This is a genomic window from uncultured Helicobacter sp. (assembly GCF_949282165.1).
Classification (GTDB): domain Bacteria; phylum Campylobacterota; class Campylobacteria; order Campylobacterales; family Helicobacteraceae; genus Helicobacter_F.
Map to the genome: position 1 here is coordinate 58,660 of NZ_CASDOV010000004.1, position 14,572 is coordinate 73,231.

Annotated in this window: 13 protein-coding genes and 1 riboswitch; of the genes, 6 read left to right on the top strand and 7 right to left on the bottom strand. The window is 43.7% G+C overall.

The window, feature by feature from the left end:
- Positions 1-64: 64 nt before the first annotated feature.
- Positions 65-364, top strand: coding sequence for a hypothetical protein (locus ACH2BK_RS03550; RefSeq protein WP_395002117.1), 300 nt, complete (start codon positions 65-67; stop codon positions 362-364).
- A 218-nt stretch (positions 365-582) separates the two neighbouring features.
- Here the strand turns inward: ACH2BK_RS03550 and ACH2BK_RS03555 are convergent, their stop codons facing one another.
- The 5 genes from ACH2BK_RS03555 to ACH2BK_RS03575 all read right to left on the bottom strand — a co-directional run bounded on the left by ACH2BK_RS03555 (position 583) and on the right by ACH2BK_RS03575 (position 9,245).
- The gene (locus tag ACH2BK_RS03555) at positions 583-828 is read right to left on the bottom strand and encodes a hypothetical protein (protein WP_395002118.1); all 246 of its coding nucleotides are present in this window, start codon (positions 826-828) and stop codon (positions 583-585) included.
- A 108-nt stretch (positions 829-936) separates the two neighbouring features.
- Positions 937-1,665: an RluA family pseudouridine synthase gene (locus ACH2BK_RS03560; RefSeq protein ID WP_395002119.1), complete on the bottom strand. Its 729-nt coding sequence runs from the start codon at positions 1,663-1,665 to the stop codon at positions 937-939.
- Positions 1,666-1,699: 34 nt separating this feature from the next.
- On the bottom strand, positions 1,700-3,907 hold the full coding sequence (locus ACH2BK_RS03565; protein ID WP_395002120.1) for an NADP-dependent isocitrate dehydrogenase: 2,208 nt from the start codon (positions 3,905-3,907) through the stop codon (positions 1,700-1,702).
- A 147-nt stretch (positions 3,908-4,054) separates the two neighbouring features.
- Positions 4,055-8,230, bottom strand: coding sequence for a type ISP restriction/modification enzyme (locus ACH2BK_RS03570; protein WP_395002121.1), 4,176 nt, complete (start codon positions 8,228-8,230; stop codon positions 4,055-4,057).
- A 76-nt stretch (positions 8,231-8,306) separates the two neighbouring features.
- On the bottom strand, positions 8,307-9,245 hold the full coding sequence (locus tag ACH2BK_RS03575; RefSeq protein WP_395002122.1) for a DEAD/DEAH box helicase family protein: 939 nt from the start codon (positions 9,243-9,245) through the stop codon (positions 8,307-8,309).
- A gap of 401 nt (positions 9,246-9,646) precedes the next feature.
- Here ACH2BK_RS03575 and ACH2BK_RS03580 point away from each other — a divergent pair, with 401 nt between their 5' ends.
- Together ACH2BK_RS03580 and ACH2BK_RS03585 are read left to right on the top strand one after the other, a co-directional pair.
- Positions 9,647-9,796 carry a hypothetical protein gene (locus ACH2BK_RS03580; protein WP_395002123.1) on the top strand — a complete coding sequence of 50 codons (150 nt, stop codon included), beginning with the start codon at positions 9,647-9,649 and terminating at the stop codon, positions 9,794-9,796.
- A 104-nt stretch (positions 9,797-9,900) separates the two neighbouring features.
- Entirely contained in the window at positions 9,901-10,776 is an 876-nt protein-coding gene (locus ACH2BK_RS03585) for a viperin family antiviral radical SAM protein (RefSeq protein WP_395002124.1), read from the top strand.
- 106 nt (positions 10,777-10,882) lie between these two features.
- Here ACH2BK_RS03585 and ACH2BK_RS03590 read toward each other — a convergent pair whose 3' ends face one another.
- Together ACH2BK_RS03590 and ACH2BK_RS03595 are read right to left on the bottom strand one after the other, a co-directional pair.
- Positions 10,883-11,974 carry an NAD(P)-dependent alcohol dehydrogenase gene (locus tag ACH2BK_RS03590; RefSeq protein ID WP_395002125.1) on the bottom strand — a complete coding sequence of 364 codons (1,092 nt, stop codon included), beginning with the start codon at positions 11,972-11,974 and terminating at the stop codon, positions 10,883-10,885.
- A gap of 147 nt (positions 11,975-12,121) precedes the next feature.
- Positions 12,122-12,379, bottom strand: coding sequence for a hypothetical protein (locus ACH2BK_RS03595; RefSeq protein WP_395002126.1), 258 nt, complete (start codon positions 12,377-12,379; stop codon positions 12,122-12,124).
- A 59-nt stretch (positions 12,380-12,438) separates the two neighbouring features.
- Here ACH2BK_RS03595 and ACH2BK_RS03600 point away from each other — a divergent pair, with 59 nt between their 5' ends.
- The 3 genes from ACH2BK_RS03600 to ACH2BK_RS03610 all read left to right on the top strand — a co-directional run bounded on the left by ACH2BK_RS03600 (position 12,439) and on the right by ACH2BK_RS03610 (position 14,513).
- The gene (locus tag ACH2BK_RS03600; RefSeq protein WP_395002127.1) at positions 12,439-12,579 is read left to right on the top strand and encodes a hypothetical protein; all 141 of its coding nucleotides are present in this window, start codon (positions 12,439-12,441) and stop codon (positions 12,577-12,579) included.
- Positions 12,580-12,739: 160 nt separating this feature from the next.
- A riboswitch (TPP riboswitch) is annotated at positions 12,740-12,843 on the top strand.
- A 56-nt stretch (positions 12,844-12,899) separates the two neighbouring features.
- On the top strand, positions 12,900-14,192 hold the full coding sequence (gene thiC / locus ACH2BK_RS03605) for a phosphomethylpyrimidine synthase ThiC (protein ID WP_395002128.1): 1,293 nt from the start codon (positions 12,900-12,902) through the stop codon (positions 14,190-14,192).
- Positions 14,193-14,321: 129 nt separating this feature from the next.
- The gene (locus ACH2BK_RS03610; RefSeq protein ID WP_395002129.1) at positions 14,322-14,513 is read left to right on the top strand and encodes a carbamoyltransferase N-terminal domain-containing protein; all 192 of its coding nucleotides are present in this window, start codon (positions 14,322-14,324) and stop codon (positions 14,511-14,513) included.
- Positions 14,514-14,572 lie beyond the last annotated feature (59 nt).

Consider the following 14,572-nt stretch of genomic DNA (forward strand, 5'->3'; position numbering starts at 1 on the left):
TGTGCGAGGCTTTGCCAGATATAAAAAATAATGAGCGCGATAGCGCAAGGCCTAAGCAGAATCTATGGGAATAGATTCTGCCATTTTTGCGGAGCAAAAATCAAAGAAAAATGTCCCGTGCGGAGCACCTTTATCAAACACACAGAATCCAAGCAACATAGAATCTAAAGCAGATTCAGAATCTATGGAAAGATTAGAATCTAGCCTTTTAGATTCACTTTCTCACGGATATTGTTTAGATTCTCAAAATCGCTTGTTTGCGCAAAAGAAAAGGGGTGTTATCCCCTCCCCGCTCGCTAAAGCCCCGAAAAAGCCGCCGCTTTTTCGGCAAACAAGGGGAGTGCCTCGCTGTTTCCTTGTCTAGTCAAAAATGCTAAAAATGCACTCCTGCATTTTCTTAACGCATTTTTCTAAAGAAACTTCGTTTTCTAAAGAAGCTTACGCTTTGCCACACACGACAAGGGCGAATGTCGGTTGGTGCTATCGCACCTACACATTTTATGTGATTTTTGTTCCGCAAAAATGACAGAATCTAAAGATTTAAAATCTTTAGATTCTGCTCGGCTCGTGCTTGCGCACGCACTATTTTTTTGTATTTGGCAAAGCCCTGCTAGGATTTTTTAGCGTTGTGGATTCTGTGAGTTTTTTGGATTCTGAATCTGTTGGAATAGATTCCGTAAATGCCTTAGATTCTGAATCTGCACGAGATTCCGCGCTTGGCTTGCCAGAAATTCTAGTATCTTGCGTAAGATTTGAGTGTTTTTCAAGGCGAGGCGAAGGAGTTACCTTAGCGGTAATGACTGATGCCGAGCCGCTGAAATCACTCAAAGATTGCGTAAGAGACGAATTTCCTTTATCACCAAAAGCGCGATACCCACCCAAAGATCCGTTTTCCCACACATTACAAGCCCAAATTCTAAAATCACCCAAAAAGCCCTACAAACCAAACTCCCTTGGCAGCGCGGAGATAATCTCATAGCCTAGCAGGCGGATTTTGTGCGCGTGGAGCAAAAGTCGCCGCGCCGACACGCCACCATAGAGGCTATCGCCGATGATTGGGTGGTGCAGGGAGCTTAGATGCACGCGGATTTGGTGCGTCCTGCCCGTGGGGATCACGACTTTTAGCAGCGTTTTTTTGCCCACCACAGATAGAGGCTCGATGTGTGTGATCGCCTCCTGCCCGTTTTTATCAATTTTGGAGCGCGCAAAGCCCCTTTTAATCGTGCTAATTGGCTTATTAATACTAAAAGATTCTGCGATGATCCCGCTCACAATCGCTTGGTATTCCTTATACACCTCGCGTTTTTTAAACGCCTCTTTGGCTTTTTTACTAAACGCACTGCCCTCTTGTGTGAGCAAAATCACGCCGCTTGTCTCCCTATCGAGCCTATGGAGCAGCACCCAACCATCGTTTTGGTAATGCGATTGTAAGTCATAGGATTCTATAAACGCAGGCTTGTCTATCGCTAGCAGATTCTCATCGGCAAAGAGCACTTGGGGCTTTTGTATCTCCATAAGGCTAAAGCTCGTATTTTGGGGCAGCTCGGTGCGCGCAAGCGTGAGCTTTTTGCCATTAGCTAGCACCAGCCCCTTATCGATGAGGGCTTTGGCTTGACTATGAGAGAGGTTTTTTTGCGCGGCTAGGAGCTTATAGGCTTTTTGCATAGAATCTAGCTCTGCGTATCCACACTCTCAAAACTTACGCGCGTATCTTGGCTAAAATCGCATTGAAAGTCGCGCTAGGGCACATCACCGCCGCTGCTTTGGCGTCATCAAACTTATAATACCCGCCCAAATCCACGCGCACGCCTTGAGCGTCGATAAACTCTTGGTGGATTTTGGATTCATTTTGGCTCATCTCTTGGGCGATAGGAGCGAAAAACGCGCCCAAATCCGCGTCCTTGCTCTGCGCGCCAAGGGCTTGGGCAAAATACAGCGCGAGATAGAAGTGGCTTGTGCGGTTGTCGTCCTCTTTGACTTTGCGTGAGGGAGCTTTGTTGCTATCAAGCCATTTGGCAATCGCCTCATCGAGGCAATCCGCGAGAATCTGCGCCCTTGCGTTGCCACTCTTTTGTGCAAAAAACTCGAGGCTAGCCTGCAGCGCCAAAAACTCGCCCAAGCTATCCCAGCGCAAGTGGTTCTCCTCCACAAGTTGGCTCACTTGCTTTGGCGCGCTTCCACCCGCACCGGTTTCAAACATCGCGCCACCTTTGAGCATAGGCACGACTGAGAGCATTTTGGCACTTGTGCCAAGCTCCAAAATCGGGAATAAATCCGTGAGATAATCGCGCAACACATTGCCCGTGATAGAGATCGCATCTTTGCCAGCGCGGATAAGCTCGAGGCTCTTTAGGCACGCCTCTTTGGGCGCTAGGATTTCTATATCTTTGCCACACTCTTGCAGGCGCGCTCTTATGAGGTTTATCATTATCTTATTGCTTGGGCGTTTCTCATCGAGCCAAAAAATCGCCTTAGATCCGGTAATCTCCGCCCTCTGTATGCCCAGATCGATCCAATTTAGCACCGCATCGTATTTGACTTGATTAGCGCGATAAATGTCATTGGTGCGCACTTTGTGCTCCAAAAGCACAGAGTTATTGCGCTCATCAACCACCCTAAACACCCCATTGCTAGGCGCGATAAAAGTCTTATCGTGTGAGCCGTATTCCTGCGCCTTTTTTGCCATCAGCCCGACATTAGAGACGCTCCCTAGCACGCTTGGATCGAGTGTGCCGTTTTTGTGCAAATCCTCTATAACCGCCTCATAAATCGTAGCATAGGTTCTATCCGGGATACACGCGTTGGTATCGCGCTCCTTGCCCTCTTTGTCCCAAAGCCTCGCGCCATTTTTGAGCATAGCAGGCATCGAGGCATCGACGATCACATCGCTAGGTATATGGAGATTGGTAATGCCTTTTTGTGAATCCACCATCGAGATAGGTGCGCGCGTAGCGAGAATCTCGTGATATTTTTTCAAAATCGCCTCTTTTTTGCTACAAGATTCTATCTTACTAAGGAGTTCTGAAAGTCCGTTGTTTGGATTAACTCCTAAGCTTTGGAGCTCCTCGCCAAACTCGGCAAATAAATCCTTAAAATACACCTTAAGCGCGTGCCCAAAAATCACAGGATCGCTGACTTTCATCATCGTGGCTTTGAGGTGGAGGGAGAAGAGAATATCCTCTTTTTTCGCATAATTAATCTGCTCTTCATAAAATCTCTCTAGTGCCTCCACATCCATAAAAGTCGCGTCCAAAATCTCGTTTTGCTCGAGCTTAATGCCACTTTTTAGCACCTGCATTTTGCCATTTTCATCGATAAACTCGATTTTGGCACTCGTGGGCTCGGTGATGAGCACAGCCTGCTCATTGGCGAAAAAATCGCCCTCGCTCATATACGCGACACGACTTTTGCTATTTTTGTCAAATGGCACGACTTTATAAGGGTTTTTCTTAGCATATTCTTTCACGGCTTTGGTACAGCGCCTATCGGAGTTTCCTTGACGCAGCACGGGATTGACTGCTGATCCGAGTACCTTTTGGTAAGCCTGCTTGATGTCTTGCTCCTCTTGTGTCTTTGGCTCATCGGGGAAATCTGGCACATTGTAGCCCTTGTCTTGGAGCTCTTTTATCGTGGCTTTGAGCTGGGGGATTGAGGCGGAAATATTGGGCGTTTTTATCAGGTTCGCCTCTGGCTCATTGACAAGCTCGCCAAGTAATGCAAGCGCATCAGGGACGCGCTGCTCTGCTTTAAGAGATTGCGGGAATTGCGCAAGCACACGAGCCGAGAGTGAAATATCTGAAGTCTCTATCTCTATGCCTGCTTTGCTCAAAAATGCCTTGACAATAGGCAAAAAAGAATATGTCGCCAACGCTGGGGATTCATCTGTGAGTGTGTATGTGATTTTCATCGCAACCTTCCTTGTAGAGTAAGATAGTGTTTGCTAAAACCCTTAGAGTATAGCAAAATCTCGCCTAATGGTTACACAGATTCACAAGATTTTTGCCCCTAAAGCATTGTGCGTGTTACTTTTACACAATCGCCTTTATGTTTGGGATCATTGAGATTGTGTGATGTCGATGGTGGCTATGGATTCTATAATCCCCACACTTTTCACACTCATTGCTATCACACTCAAAAGAAGCTCTAGCACATATCTACCGCCCCTTAGTCCTTTGAGTGCGCCCTCACTGCTCTCATAGAGATTTGGGTCGTTTGTGATATGCGAAGCTTTATCGGTGCTAACTTGGTATCTATCCATTATCCATTCTATCGCGCTCTTGCCATTGATGATGTATTCATAAGCTTTTTTAGGGATATTGATGATGTGAATCTTTTCATTAAAGACTATCACACTTGTGTCTTTTGCCTTTTTCTTATCCTTGCCAAAGGTAAGTTTAGTGATTGTAAAATCCTCATCGCCCAGTGTCTCTAGCCCAGCTTGTGCGACACTGCATATATCTATACCTTGTGTGAGCAGTGTGGGGTCAGTGAGGGCTAGGCTTAAGTCCTTGACATCTTGTGCCAAGCACGCAAACACTCGGAGGCTTTCACACCCTTTTGCATAGTCCTCATAGTTTAGATGCAAATTTGCTAGCTCGCGCCCCTTTGCTTCAAGCCCCCAAAAGTCCTTGACAAATGGGATTCTAGGGAGCATTTTGGAGAGATTGTCTTTGTATTTTTCCTTATAAACGGGGTGGTTTAGCAGGGCATAGATATAATAAAATATCTCCTCTTTTGTGATTTGACTATCACTATAGGCTTCTTGGAATCTCTGCAAGGCTTCATCACGGATAGCGTCTTTGCGCCTAAAATACGCGGTATTTTGCTCAAAGTCCATACCGCCAGATTGAGGAGAATCTAGATTTTGCTTTGCCTCTGTTGTAAAATCCATCGTGCTTTGTGTGCCACTGCCCTTTTGTGCTTGGCTAGATTCTATGCGCTCATAGTAGTAGAGGGGGAAAGCTTGGGTTTGTGCGAATAGATGAATATCAATAACAAAATTAGAAATCAAGGCACCAAATACCCCACCGCCTTTATCGTTTAAACAAATAGCCATATTTGGCAGATAACCCACCTCTTTGAAAAAATATTCCTTGACATCTTCATTTATAATGACTATCGCCCTGCCCCCAGCATTATCAAATGGATATATTTTATCCATTTGATAATGGCTATGGTTATAGCCATTGTCATAATACAAATAAGCTTTTTGGAATGGACGATAGGATATAGAACGGATATTTTTAGAGTTAAACTCCAAGATTCTATTAGCCCTAACCCTATCTTTTAGGCTTCCTCCCCAAGTGATTTTTGTTAAATCATCACATAGTGTATGATTTGGATTATCACAAAGCTTTTGCCTTTCGGCATTATATGTATCAATACAAAGCTGTATATTATGCGCTAGATTCTGTTTTGAAAAATTTATAGCCCAAGTATCTTTGCCTGTAACCACACCTTGTGAAAAGATTTCAAAAATTTCTAATCCTATCTCGCCCTCTTTGTTTTTTGTAAGTGGCTTGAGCTTTTGGGCAGTACTGCCTAATGGTGTATAAGCCATAAAGCTATAATCGCGCTGGTTGATCCAGTCATAGTCTTTATTAGGCATTATGCGCGTGAAGATAGACTCCATAGATTCTATGGATTTGAGGTTTTGGATAATGTTTAGCTTGGTTTGGCGGTCGTGATAATCCCCGATGTCATAGTAGTAAATCTTAGCTTTCTCTTTGGTATCGCCACTCCCTTGTGGCTTTTTGATAAAGATAGAAATCGCAATAGGTGCGCGCGAACCGGAGTCAAAGATTGTGCCACCTTCTTTTTTTCTTTGCTCTCCTTGTGTTCTTGCATTCCCCCGCAAATTAAAGATATAGATATAACTAAACTCCTCTTCCAAGCACGCGCGCAAGCCATCATCACTATTACCATCGATAAAGCTGCCATTGGTAACAAGCCCGATGATACCGCTAGATTCTATCCTATCGGTGGCATAGCGGATAGCCATTTTGTAGGAGTCGTAGTTTGTGTTTCTTGTAGAAGTGGCAAGGGATTTCGCCCGATAAGTGTCCAAAATGCGTTGCTCCAAATAGGGATAACTTTCGTTTTGGTTATTATCATTGGCACTTTTTTGTTGTGTCGAATACGGCGGGTTGGCAATGATGATTTTAAAAGGCGTGTTTTTAAACTCCTGAATCTTAGCGTAGTTATGAGCGAGATAGTTCATTTTTGTCATATCTTGGGCTTCTCGTTTGGATTGAGGGATAGCAAAGCCTCTAGATTCTGGCGTGTAGGTGTTGAAAGTATCGGTAAAGAGGAGATTGTCTAGCAATGTATAGCCATCTTGGTGTGATTTGGTGATTTGGCTAAGTCGCTCATGGTAGGTGGAGGTGATATTGATTTGGGCGATGTAGTAGGCAAGGAGCGTGATTTCGTTTGCCCATAGCTCGTTTTTGTATTTATACTCAAGATTAGAATCTAGCAAGCCACTTTGGATAAGGCGCGTGATAAATGTCCCCGTGCCAGCGAAAGGATCACAGATATGCACATCGCTATCGCTCAAATTTTTGTCAAAATGCTTATTAAGCGCATAGGAGATAGAATGGATAATAAAATCCACTACTTCTAAGGGCGTATAGACGATACCTAGCTTTTCTTGAGTCTTTTTAAAGGCGGATTTAAAGAGTGTATCATAGAGGTTTTTGATAAGGTCTTGGCGGGATTTATCGCTTTGGGCGTAAGCGACATTTGAGCGCACACTCTCATAAAATTTCTCTAGCTCTTTGGTTTGAGAATCTAGCCCAAAATCTAGGAGATTATCATAGAGTTTGCTAAGCTCTTGGCTCACTTTGTCAAACTCACTAAACTTGATATTGGGGAAAAGGCTATCAAATATGGGCTTTAGGGTGATATGCTGGGCGATGAGATGCAACGCCTCATTTTGCTCAAAACTCGCATTGACATTAGCCTGCAAAGCCTTGCAAAAATTCTCAAAAAGCTTTTGTATGATGGTATTGTCTCTTAGAAGAGATTCTAAGCGGAGGATAATAGCATGGATAATCTCGCCTACCTTTTTGGCATAGCTCTCCCAATACTCCAAATCACCCAAGTTTTTGGGCACAGCGTTTTTCATCTCACTTACTAACTCGCTTAAAGAGAAAAGTCCGATTTGGGGCATTTGCAATTCATAAGACTCACTAACCACGCTCAAAACTTCATTGATCCGTGCCTCATCGACTAATCGCTCATCGTGGCTTCGCAGAGCCTTTAGCACGCGCCACACGCCTTTGAATTTCGTATTTTTGAGTGTGGAATCGTAGTTTTTTATCTCCTCATCGCTTAGCACGATTGGCAGGATAATATAGCCATATTTTTTCTCTGGGGCTTTGCGCATAGCGCGCCCTACCGCTTGGACGATATCCACTACACTATCGCGTGGGTCAAAAAACGCCACAGCATCAAGGCTAGGCACATCAATACCTTCGGTTAGGCATTTGGCATTGCTTAGGATTTTAAAAGGCACATCGGGATCTTCCTTGGCTAGCCAGTGGAGTTTATTTGCCTTGATAGCGGCATTATCATTGCCATCGATGTGCTGGATAATATCTTTATATTTGAGCACAGAATCTATAGAGCAGAAATTATCGGTAACAAATTTTGAGTTTTTGATGCTAGAGTGAAAGGCTATGGCGCGTTTCATTGGGGTTTTGTCATCACTAAAGGCTTCTTGTGATTTACCATCAGCAGTGATAAAAAACATATTTTGCTTACGCAAGGCATTATACACGCCCACCATCTTGCCCGCATCTTCTAGAGCTATATGGCTTTTTTCTTGGGCTTGGGATTTTTTATTGACAAAAGAAGCGAGATACTCCTTACTCATAAAGCTTATAAGCACACGATAATCGCACAAAAGCCCTTGAGTAATCGCCTCATCAAAGCGCAATCGATAAATCTCCTGCCCAAAAATCTGCTCATCGTCCATAGAAAAAAGCAAAAGCTCGTGCTCTTTGGTTGTTTCCTTTGCTTTTTCGCCATAGATTCGAGGTGTGGCTGTCATATAGAGGCGGTAGGTGGCTTGTAGTAGGCTATCATCGTGGGTTTTGTTCCACACGCTTATTTCTTTTTTCTCTTTGCCTTGTGAATCTAGGCGTTGAAACCCTGCGGTGCGGTGGGCTTCGTCATTAATCACAAGGGTAAATGGTCGCTTAAAGCCCTCATATACTCCACCAAACAACTTATCTTGACTACTTAAGCCACTTTGGGCTTGGATAATGACATCTATACTCTGATAGGTAGAAAAAATTACAATTCTAGTATCGTAATTCCCCCCCCCCCGAGTGCTTATTGATAGCCTCTGCTAGAGCTTTGGGGCTTGTCGTAGGTGGGATACAAAGCTCGCTAGATTCTATATCCTCGCTATCTTTTTTGACTTTTGTGCCGACTTTAGAATCCGAGCATACTGCAAAAATTTTGTAGCTATGCTTGGCTTCTTTGGTAAATTCCTCAATCATTTGATTGGTCAAAGCGAGGCTTGGCGCAAGAAAAAGAGCCATATCGCTATCTTGGAGGATAGAATCTATAGCGTGAATTGCAAGGAGGCTTTTGCCCGTGCCACATGGCATTATGACTTTGGCTCGTGGGTTGTTGGATTCTAAAAAATGGGCTTTGATAGAATCTAGGGCTTGCTTTTGGTGTGGGCGTAGGGCTTTTTTGGCATTAAGTTTAAGATTATTGATAGAATCTTGCATTTTATGTATATCAAATGCACTCCAATCAATGCTTAATTTCTCACATAAATCGTTGTAGCCATAAATTTTAATATCGCATTGTGGTGTTCTAGCCTTGTTGATTTGAGCTCCAAAGTCTTTTGAGGTGTCTTTGGCAGTGTGGAAAATGAGCTTTTGGCTAATTGGGAAGTTTGCATTAATATCAGCATAATGATGAGAGATAAATTTATCAATTTTGTGTGTATGGAAGTTTAGTGTGGTGGCTGGATCTAGAGCTTTGCACTGCACGGCTATCCATTGATTATCAGCAGTTTTTGCCATTATATCTATACCATCATCGCCCTTGCGCAAACCAAAAGCATCACTAAACTCGCTCCACAAATATACTTCTGTAAAACCATAAGTATCTTTGAATAGTGGGGCTTGAAACAGAATTTGCTTAATGAGATTTTCGAACATTCTGCCTTGCTTGGTCTTTGTGTCTTGGCTTTTTATAATATTTGAAAGTATTGTATCAAACATCTGCGCGCCTTTATTTTGGATTGGACAATGGAGCTGATTGTAAATATTTTTAGCTTATGAGCTTATGAAATTTGGAAAGGAATTGGTGAAAAAGTAGCACTTCTTAACTTTTCATTACTACAACACATTTTTTATGAAATTTAAGCAAAAACAAAAAAAACGCATAATGCTTCGTGCAGATTACTGCAATTTATAAATTTCTTTCAATTAAGGAGGAAGCCATGTCTGGAAAAGGTAATACTAATCCAAACTACCCAAGCACGACAGGTAAGCCATCTGGCGGTGGTCGTGGTAACACCCCAAAGGGTAAATAGGCATTGAACCCACAGGGAATCTATGTGATGTGGATTCCCTATGAGGACTAGGAGTTGAGGAAATCTACAATACGCAAAGGAGACAATATGTCAGAGAAAAAAATCACACCACAAGATAATGCGGCAAATATGCAAAATGCTAACAAAGGCACAAAAGGGACAAATAAGCAATATGCCCAAAATCAAGGCAACAGAGGCAAACAGCTTAACCCCAATCAAGCGCGAAAAAGTAAGTAACACAAAGAGGGATAGAATCTTGTATTGCACAGGATTGTATCCCGCTAGCAAACTACAATAAAACAATAAAAACCAAAAACACAACAAAATAAGCAACTAAGTCCATGAAAGAAACACAAGTATCTAGTAACATAAGACAAGAGATAAAGCATCTTAAACTAAATTGGCATTTTACAAATCTTTGCAATATGCGCTGTGCGTTTTGTTATGCAGCAAAAAATTCTACAAAACCAAATCTTTTTGCCATTGCTGACAAACTAAAAGATTTTACATTCATTAATCTTGTAGGTGGCGAACCAACACTGCATAAAGATTATAGTGCGCTTGTAAAATATTTAGCCACTAATCATAAAGTAAGCGTTGTTAGTAATGGCACAAAGTTTTTGCTAAACAATGATATTTTTACAACAACACTGCAATATTGTGAAACCATTGGCATTAGCATAGATTCTGTATGCACAAAAACCAATATATTATTGGGACGTAGTTATGGCTCTAAGAGGGCTATATCAGAAAACGAATACCTTTGGCTTTGTAAGAGGATAAAAGAGAGTGGAAAAAGACTAAAGATAAATACGGTAGTTAATAGCTTCAATGTAGATGAAGATATGAATGATTTTATAGAAAAAGCAAAACCCGATGTATGGAAGATCTTTCAAGTTCTGCCCATTGAGGGTTACAACACAAAAGCAATATGTATCACAGATTCTGAATTTAAAAGTTTCATACAAAGACACAAAAGGCACTCGCATATAATGCAGATAGAGGATAATCATTGCATGACAAATTCTTACATTATGCTTGATTCTTTGGGTCGCTTTTTTAATAACATCGGAGGAAAATATACATATTCCCAAAGTGTATTGGATAACGGGATTTGTGTAATGGATATATTTCGCTCTATGAACTATGATATACAAGCTTATAATAATCGCTATCTAATTGGCGCACAGAATCTGCATAGCACAGATTCTGTGTAATACTAAAAATCCACAAAATTGCTCAAATATCGCAATCTCGTCCCATAAAAGACCAAAGAAAACAAGGATAAATCCTCACCCTCTCTATGAAGTCCCCTAAATCTCCCTACTCCAGCGTCTTCATATCAATCACATAGCGGAATTTTGCCTTTCCCGTGGTGAGATTCTCATAGGCTTCATTGATTTGGCTTGCCGCGATAATCTCTGTCTCGGGATAGATTTTGTGTTTTAGAGAAAAATCTAGCATTTCTTGGGTTTCTTTCATACCGCCAATGAGCGAGCCATAGATTTTTTTGTGTGCATTAAAGATAAGCCCCGCTGCGCCGATTTTGGGCTCAACCTCTGTGGGTGGTAGCCCGACTATGCCCATTTCCCCGCCTAGCTTTAGGAGCTTGAGATAATCTGCTATGTTGTAGGGCGTGGGGATTGTGGAGATGATGAGGTCAAATCGCTCCGCTACCACCTTAGAATCTGTGCTATCATAGAGCTTTTTTGCCCCCATTGTTAGCGCGTCTTGCTCTTTTTTCTTATTGCGCGCAAAGACATAGACTTCTGCGCCCATTTGCTTTGCGTATTTGACTGCCATCATACCTAATCCCCCAAAGCCAGCCACAGCGACCTTATCGCCGGGTTTGACTTTGCTAAATTTTAGCGGCGCATAAGTGGTAATCCCCGCACAAAGCAAGGGCGCGACTTTCTCTAGTGGCGCATCTTTTGGCACAGTAACGGCGAAGTTTTCACTCACCACGATATTGTTAGAATACCCGCCAAAAGTAGGTTCATTATTGTGAAAATAATCATAGCAGTCATAAGTCGCCACCATTCCGCGTTCGCAATACTGCTCATTGCTCGCCTTGCACGCCTCACACTCTCCGCAACTATTTACCATACAGCCCACACCAGCGTAATCGCCGGGCTTGAACTTGCTTACCTTACTCCCTACTGCCACGACTTTGCCCGCTATCTCGTGTCCGGGCACCATAGGGTAGATTCCCTCCTTCCACTCACTGCGTGCCGAATGGATATCGCTATGGCAAATCCCCGCATACAAAATCTCGATTAAAATATCCTTCTCGCCCAAAGGGTGGCGGGAAAACTCATAAGGCTTAAAGGTATCACTTTTATGACTTACCGCATAGCCTTTAGCACTGATGCGCTTGCCTTCTTTTGCCTCACTCAAATTAGAATCTAATAGCATATTGCCTCCTTAAAAAATAAAATGACAACGCAATTATAAAAGATGAGAGCTACTCTAAGTCAAGGGGATTTGTGTATTTTGGATTCTTAAATCACAGAATCTAAGTGGCTAGATTCTGTAAATTCTAAATTTCTTAAAGTCTCTTTCTCACGAATACTTTCTAGATTCTGTGTATTGCTTTGTTTTTTCGCAATTTTCCTTGTCTAGGCAAAAATCAGCGGTGGCACTGCTGCCACCTTTTTCCTGATTTTCGCCACCACGACAAGGGCGAGGGGCGGTTGGTGCTATCGCACCTACACATTGATTGGATTTTTGCTCCGCAAAAATGGCAGAATCTAAAGATTCTACATCTTTAGATTCTGCTCGGCTCGTGCTGGCGCACGCACTATTATTGATACTTGGCAAAGCCTCGCACAAGTTTTTTGAAGTCGTGGATTCTGTAAATTGCTTAGATTCTGAATCTAGTGAGTTGGTTTCTAAAATTTTGCTTTTGTGAATCTTTAGAATCTATGGAGTTAGATTCTGAATTTACTCTACATTCCGCGCTTGGCTTTGCCTCGCTTGGTGTGGATTCTGTAAGCTTACCACTGCAAACAAAAAATTAGTCATTGCGGTGGTGCTTGTGGAGTTTTTGTCGGGTGCGGGGGTAGGAGTTACCTCATAGGTAATGACTGCCCCCAAACCTGCCAAATCTCTGCAATGATTACCCAAGGAGCCATTTTCCCTCCCCACACATTTACTTAAGAAAAGCTATAATGCACCCTCACAATAAATGACGGGAGCTTGTGAGACAGGCTGAGAGTAAGCTAGAGCTTAGACCGAACCGGACCTAGATAATGCTAGCGGCGGGAATGTTTATCCACCTTATCTACTTTCCTTCTTACCATAGCCCTGCGTTTATCATCACAAACACAAGGATTAGACTATGAAAACACAAATGGCGTATGCAAAAGAGGGCGTTTTTACCACACAAATGCAGGCTGTCGCGCAAAAAGAGGGCGTGAGCGAGGAGTTTTTGCTAAGCTCCATCGCAAAGGGCACCATCATCATCCCTGCTAATATCAACCACACAAGCCTCGATCCACACGGCATAGGCGAGGGACTACGGACAAAGGTAAATGTCAATCTGGGCGTGTCTAATGACTGCATAGATTACACTGAAGAGATGCAAAAGGTTACGCTCTCCCACGACTTTGGGATAGAATCCATAATGGATCTTAGCAATTATGGCAAGACAAGCCACTTCCGCGATGAGCTTATCAAGGTTTCCAAAGCGATGATAGGCACGGTGCCCGTGTATGACGCCGTGGGATTTTTGGAAAAAGATTTAAAAGACATTAGTGCCAAGGATTTCATCGATGTGGTGTATCATCACGCCAAAAGCGGCGTGGATTTTATGACAATCCACGCGGGGATAAACTCGCGCGCGGCGTTTATGTTTGAGCAATCCCACAGGATCACAAATATCGTCTCGCGCGGGGGCAGCGTGCTCTATGCGTGGATGAAGATGAAGCAAGCCGAAAATCCCTTTTATGAATACTTTGATGATTTGCTCGAGATTTGCGCACGCTATGATGTCACGCTCTCCCTAGGCGACGCTCTGCGCCCGGGCTCTACACACGATGCAAGCGATACCGCCCAGCTCGGCGAGCTCCTAGAGCTCTCACTCCTTACCCAAAGGGCGTGGCAAGCCAATGTGCAGGTAATGATCGAGGGACCCGGGCATATGGCAATAGATGAGATAGAGTCCAATGTCAAGCTCCAAAAGCGCGTGTGCAAGGGCGCGCCCTTTTATGTGCTAGGACCGCTCGTTACAGATATTGGCGCGGGATATGATCATATCAGCGGTGCCATAGGTGGCGCAGTCGCGGCGGCAGCGGGGGCAGATATGCTCTGCTATGTTACGCCCGCGGAGCATTTGCGCCTGCCCAACCTAAACGATGTGCGCGATGGTATCGTCGCGACAAAAATCGCCGCGCACGCCGGAGATATCGCCAAACTCCCCAAAGAGCGCGAGATAGATGATAAGATGAGCGAGGCGCGCCAAGAGATCAATTGGGGCAAGATGTTTGGCTATGCCATCGATGGCAAAAAGGCGCGCGCGATGTTTAATGAGCGCAAGCCCGAAGAGCTCAACTCCTGCTCGATGTGTGGCAAAATGTGCGCGATGAACACGATGAACACAATCCTAAAAGGCGAGGAAGTGAGCTTGAGCTAGGGCGAGATTCACAGGGCTTAGATTCAGTGCGCGGGCGTGAATATGGGCGTTGTCTCAAAAGGGAGCAAAAAGCGCGCAAATTTGTGCTACAATTTCGCCCTTTACAAACCCAAATCCCAAAGGACACCTATGCTAATCCTAGGCATATCAGCATACTACCACGATAGCGCGATCGCCCTCCTAGAGGACGACAAAATCCTCTTTGCCATCCAAGAGGAGCGACTCTCGCGCAAAAAGGGCGATGAGCGATTCCCGCGCCTTAGTATAAAAAGCGCGTGTGGGTTTCTCTCTAAAAGCATAAATGGGGGGGGGGGGCAGTAGATAAAGCCCCCGCACAAAATGCCCCTTTTTTAGAATCCACTACCCAATCTACTACAAAA

Coding starts and splice junctions, on each gene's coding strand:
- ACH2BK_RS03560 (WP_395002119.1), bottom strand. CDS start 1,665: ATGCAAAAAGCCTATAAGCTCCTAGCCGCGCAAAAAAACCTCTCTCAT.
- ACH2BK_RS03590 (WP_395002125.1), bottom strand. CDS start 11,974: ATGCTATTAGATTCTAATTTGAGTGAGGCAAAAGAAGGCAAGCGCATC.
- ACH2BK_RS03585 (WP_395002124.1), top strand. CDS start 9,901: ATGAAAGAAACACAAGTATCTAGTAACATAAGACAAGAGATAAAGCAT.
- thiC (WP_395002128.1), top strand. CDS start 12,900: ATGAAAACACAAATGGCGTATGCAAAAGAGGGCGTTTTTACCACACAA.
- ACH2BK_RS03580 (WP_395002123.1), top strand. CDS start 9,647: ATGTCAGAGAAAAAAATCACACCACAAGATAATGCGGCAAATATGCAA.
- ACH2BK_RS03575 (WP_395002122.1), bottom strand. CDS start 9,245: ATGTTTGATACAATACTTTCAAATATTATAAAAAGCCAAGACACAAAG.
- ACH2BK_RS03550 (WP_395002117.1), top strand. CDS start 65: ATGGGAATAGATTCTGCCATTTTTGCGGAGCAAAAATCAAAGAAAAAT.
- ACH2BK_RS03565 (WP_395002120.1), bottom strand. CDS start 3,907: ATGAAAATCACATACACACTCACAGATGAATCCCCAGCGTTGGCGACA.
- ACH2BK_RS03610 (WP_395002129.1), top strand. CDS start 14,322: ATGCTAATCCTAGGCATATCAGCATACTACCACGATAGCGCGATCGCC.